Raw genomic sequence first — 4,564 nt, forward strand, 5'->3', positions numbered from 1 at the left:
GAGCGCCGCTACCAGAGCCGTGTCGTCTCCCAGCTCATGCGCCGGGCCCAGGAACTCGGCTACACCCTCACCAAAACCGCGGACGTCTCACCCCCTGCCGGTTCACCCGCGTGATGATGTTACTTGGAAGAGCAGGCTAGGCAGTAGCGGCTTCAAGTGATCGAATCTTTTTCGCAATGGCTCTTGGAAAATCTACAAAGACGAAGTGGGTCTTGTAATAGAGGTAATCCTCGCCGCTTTCGTCCACGATCCGAACCAGATCATCCTTAGCTGCTTCCGGATCCGGGATGATTCGATACACCTTGCCTAGGATCAAAGAGGCCTGTGGCCCGAGCCTGCCAGAGGTCGCGGGCCTCGTCGTACTTCTTGGCCCGGAGGGAAGGGTGGCGGAGATCCTGGAGCAGGAGGGCGACGCGGCGGTCAACCGCGCGCTGGATCTCGGGAGGCGCAATCGTGTAGCTGTTCAGGAATCATTGGGTGTAGACGGCGCGCATCAACGCTTCTTGAGCTTCCGGGACTCATGGTGGAGCGACCGAACAAGGGCCTTGGCCGAGCTGAAGGGGCCGTATACGCGGCCCTTCTTGACATCCTCGAACCCCTCGGCGAGCCGCTGCTCAACGAATGCGCGGTCGACCGCCACCTTGGGAGTGAAGGTGATCCTCTTGCCCTGGACGGTGGCCTCCAAGAGATCGCCCACGTCGACGCCGACCTTCTGCCGGATTGCAGCAGGAAGCGTCACTTGAAACTTCTCTTTGACCTTGACGAGCGGCATGTGGAGTTCCTCCATAGACAGTAAGAAAGTTAGAAACTTGTACCCGCCCTTCAGGATACGAGGTAGCCGAGGATCCGTCAAGGAGCGCGCGCGAGTTCGTGGATTACCGCTCAACATGTTTCTCCGTGAATGGGCGATTTCTACTCGCGCTCGGCTTCATCGTTCCCGGGTTCCCGTTCCCCTATACGTATGGGACCTCGATCGGCTGATCCGGTGCCCGGGGTTCCTCTGAGGCCGGGGCCGCCTCCCGCCCCGTTGCCCCTCCCAGTGCGTCGGCCCCGGAACACGCTGATGCGTGCGTCCAGGCGCATCTCCGAGGGTCGTCCGGCTGCTTCCTGACGCTGAAACCGACGTCGAGCAAAACGCTGAAGAGGCGCGTGAGCGGCTACAATCGACCGGCGGGTGGAGGTGCTGTATGATCGCGCGCAATGGGCGTCCTGACCGCCCGGCCCGATGACGTGAGCACCCTGAGCCGCATCGGCGTCACCGCCTTCCTCCTCGGCCTCGGGTTCTCGATCACCCTGTCTCAGGGGGCGCTCCTCCTCTTGACGTTCCTCTGGCTCCGGCGGCTGCGGGATCCCGAGGCCCGGCGGGCGGCGACCTGGCCGCTGTGGGCGCCGGTGCTCGGCTTCAGCGCCGTGAGCCTCCTGTCGGCACTTGCCTCGGGCCACCCGCGGACGAGCCTCGTGGCTTCCAAGGGGCTGTGGCTGGTTGCCGCGCTGTATGTCGCCGCCGATGTGTTCACCAGATCTGAGGTCGCCGACCGTTTCCTCTCGGCCCTGAGCCTGGTGGTGGCCGCTGCGGCGCTGATGGGCCTGCTCCAGGTCGGATTCTGTCCGCAGCCCGAGCCGAGCGAGGGGCTCGGCCGGTGGTTCTTCCATCGCTGCGACCGCGCCCGGGGCTCGTTCAGCATCTACATGACACTCGCGGGGATCCTGAACCTGCTGCTACTCGCGACCCTGCCGCGGCTGCTTCTCGGAAGACGCCTGTGGGGGTTGTCCTTCCTGGCCTGGCTCGTGACGCTCTTGGGGCTGGCCGTGACGTACACGCGGGGCGCCTGGCTCGGCTTCGCCGCCGGGGTGCTGGCTTTGGCACCGCTGATCCGCAGGGCACGCTGGCTCCTGATCGGAGGACTCGTCGTGCTGCTGCTCGGCGTTCTCGCGGGCCCGCAGCACCTGCGTCAGCGCTTTCTCAGCGTGGGCGACCGCCAGGACCCGACCGTCAAGGAGCGCGTGTACATGTGGCGCAGCGGGCTGGCCCTGTGGCAGACGAGGCCGTGGCTCGGCGTGGGGCCTGGGGGTGTCAAGCGCGAGTACCAGCGCTACGCGCTGCCCGAGGCCATGAAGAAGCGGACCGGACATGTTCACAACACCCCGCTCCAGATCCTGGTGGAGCGGGGGGTGATCGGCCTGGCGGCCTGGCTCTGGATCTGGGGGGCGTTCTACGCGCGGGCCGTGGCGATCTTGCGCCGATTGCCGGCCACGGCGGCGCAGGAGCGGGCGCTGGTCGCGGGCAGCCTGGCCGCGATCACGGGCTTCCTGGTGGCGGGGCTGACCGAGTACAACTTCGGCGACTCGGAGGTGGTCATGGTCGCGTGGACCATCATGGCGCTACCGTTCGTGGTAAGCCGGGAGGCGGGCGGCGCGTGAGCCGGGCTGGGGGAATCTCCGTCCCTGATAACGGGATCCCGTCCGTCGCCGTAAGATGCCGCTCCAACCGCCATCGATAGAACAGCGTCCAGGAGATCCCTCCCTCCTGGCACGTTGCTGTGACATTCTCTCGCTCGGCCGCTGTACGACGTGCAGCCGGCTAGGGTTCGGGGCCTCGCTGAGCGCACTTTGGAGCCGGACGCGCAATGCTGGAGCGAACTGCCGTACTCCTAGTCGAAGCGGCGGTTTCCGCGCGGTGTTTTGGTCGCGTCGATGGTCTCGCAACGTGAATTAGGCCGCGTAGAACCGCACCGCGATGAAGTGGCAGGTGCTACCAGCAAGGACGAATAGGTGCCACACGAAATGGCTAAAGCGCAGCTGCTTCGCGGCGAAGAACGCCACGCCGGCCGTGTAGGCGATGCCCCCCGACAGAAGCCACACCAGACCGGCCAGCGGCACGTGGAGCCACAGCGGTCGAATCGCGACGACGATGAGCCACCCCATCCCCAGATACAGAAGCACGGAGAGCGCTGGATACCGCACACCGCCCACGGCCTTCAGAAGTACCCCGGCCGCAGCCAAGCCCCAGACCAGCCCGAATAGCGCCCACCCCCACGCACCGCGCAGCACACCCAGGGTAAAGGGTGTGTACGTACCGGCGATGAGAACAAAGATCGCGCCGTGCTCGATGACCCGAAACACGCGCTTGGCCCGGCCGCGGGGTAGGGCGTGATAGAGCGTCGAGGCCAGGTACAGCAGCACCATCGTCGCGGCGAAGACGCTCGCGCCCACCATGAATGCTGCACCCCCGCGCTGCACGGCATACGCGATAAGAAATGGGGTCGCCGCGAGTGCGGCGGCGAGGCCCACACCATGGCTGATGCTGTTCGCGATTTCTTCCCCGAGTGACTGCCCGCGCTCGAGTGCTGCAGGCGCTGCGCTCATGGCGTCAATCCTACGCTCGGCCTGACCCGGACTATGCGCGAACGCACGCTCCACCCTCACCCCGGCCCTCTCCCTCCAGAGGGAGAGGGAGTCGTTCTGATCCCCTCGCCCCCGGAGCGACTGTCTTGTTTGTCAAGCGGATTGTGGTTGCCATGGGCGTTGGTCTCGCAGCATCGCGTTCAGGATGGAGAGGAGCTTGCGCATCGCGGCGGTGAGGGCAACTTTTTTCGGCCGGCCGGCCGCGGTCAAGCGCTGATAGAAATGGGCGATCACCGGGTTGAAACGGACCGCGGTGAGGGTGGCCATATACAGCACGCTGCGCACCGCCGGGCGGCCCCCGGCGATCGTGCGGCGGCCCCGCCAGTGGCCACTGTCCCGGTTCATCGGCGCCACCCCGACCAGGGCGGCGATCTTGCGGCGATCCAGCCGACCCAGTTCGGGCAGATCGGCGAGCAGGGTGTAGGCGGTCACATCGCCAATGCCGGGGACCGATTGCAGCAGGTTGTCGCGCTCGCGCCAGATCGGGCTGGAGCGGATGGTGTCGGCGAGGGTCGTGTCCAGCTCCGCCAGGGCCTTGGTCAGCCAGCGGACATGCGTGGCGATGCGGCGTTGCAGCTGCGGGTCGCGCGCCTGCTGGTGGCGGTTGCGTTCGGCCCCGAGCATCTCAATCAGCTGGCGGCGGCGGGCGACGAGGTCGCCCAGGGCCTGGGCCGCCGCGGTCGGCAGGGGCCGGACTGCGGGTTGCACGACTTCGGCGAACCGGGCCATGATCCGGGCGTCGAGGGCATCGGTCTTGGCGAGCTGGCCGGTGGCGCGGGCGTAATCGCGGATCTGCCGCGGATTGACCACGGCCACCGGCACCCCCGCGCTGGCCAGCGCCGCGGCGACAGGGATCTCATAGCCTCCGGTGGCCTCGAGCACCACCAGGCGCGGCCCGAGGGGTTGCAGCCGAGCGACAAGCCCCGCGAGGCCCGCCTCATCGCGGCTGAGCTGGAACCGCTCGTCGGTCGGATGAACATGGACATCCACTTGGTCCTTGGCGATATCGATCCCCACAAAGGTGCGTTCCATGCCCCGTCCTTGTCTATGCGGGCTTCGGTGGCCCTGGCGACTGTTCGGGTTCACGGCACGTGAAGCGGCGGACGGGGCCCCAAGCTCCGGGACGGTCTCGGTCGACCGAGGGGGAAACGGGCTCCCG

Annotated in this window: 4 protein-coding genes; 1 reads left to right on the top strand and 3 read right to left on the bottom strand. The window is 66.7% G+C overall.

Features of this window, described 5'->3' with window-relative positions:
• Positions 1-493: 493 nt before the first annotated feature.
• On the bottom strand, positions 494-772 hold the full coding sequence (locus Q7W02_16700; protein ID MDO8477799.1) for an AbrB/MazE/SpoVT family DNA-binding domain-containing protein: 279 nt from the start codon (positions 770-772) through the stop codon (positions 494-496).
• A 428-nt stretch (positions 773-1,200) separates the two neighbouring features.
• Between Q7W02_16700 and Q7W02_16705 the strand changes: the two genes are divergently transcribed.
• Positions 1,201-2,421 (top strand): O-antigen ligase family protein, encoded by a 1,221-nt coding sequence (locus Q7W02_16705; GenBank protein ID MDO8477800.1) that lies wholly within the window; start codon positions 1,201-1,203, stop codon positions 2,419-2,421.
• Between the two features lie 291 nt (positions 2,422-2,712).
• Here Q7W02_16705 and Q7W02_16710 read toward each other — a convergent pair whose 3' ends face one another.
• Both Q7W02_16710 and Q7W02_16715 read right to left on the bottom strand, forming a co-directional pair.
• Complete coding sequence (locus Q7W02_16710) at positions 2,713-3,366, bottom strand: hemolysin III family protein (protein ID MDO8477801.1); 654 nt, start codon at positions 3,364-3,366, stop codon at positions 2,713-2,715.
• 132 nt (positions 3,367-3,498) lie between these two features.
• Entirely contained in the window at positions 3,499-4,437 is a 939-nt protein-coding gene (locus Q7W02_16715) for an IS110 family transposase (GenBank protein ID MDO8477802.1), read from the bottom strand.
• Positions 4,438-4,564 lie beyond the last annotated feature (127 nt).

This window comes from Candidatus Rokuibacteriota bacterium, from assembly GCA_030647435.1.
Taxonomy (GTDB): domain Bacteria; phylum Methylomirabilota; class Methylomirabilia; order Rokubacteriales; family CSP1-6; genus AR37.

Excerpts from the sequence above, each read along its gene's own strand:
- Q7W02_16710 (MDO8477801.1), bottom strand. The coding sequence starts at position 3,366 with ATGAGCGCAGCGCCTGCAGCACTCGAGCGCGGGCAGTCACTCGGGGAA.
- Q7W02_16715 (MDO8477802.1), bottom strand. The coding sequence starts at position 4,437 with ATGGAACGCACCTTTGTGGGGATCGATATCGCCAAGGACCAAGTGGAT.
- Q7W02_16700 (MDO8477799.1), bottom strand. The coding sequence starts at position 772 with ATGCCGCTCGTCAAGGTCAAAGAGAAGTTTCAAGTGACGCTTCCTGCT.
- Q7W02_16705 (MDO8477800.1), top strand. The coding sequence starts at position 1,201 with ATGGGCGTCCTGACCGCCCGGCCCGATGACGTGAGCACCCTGAGCCGC.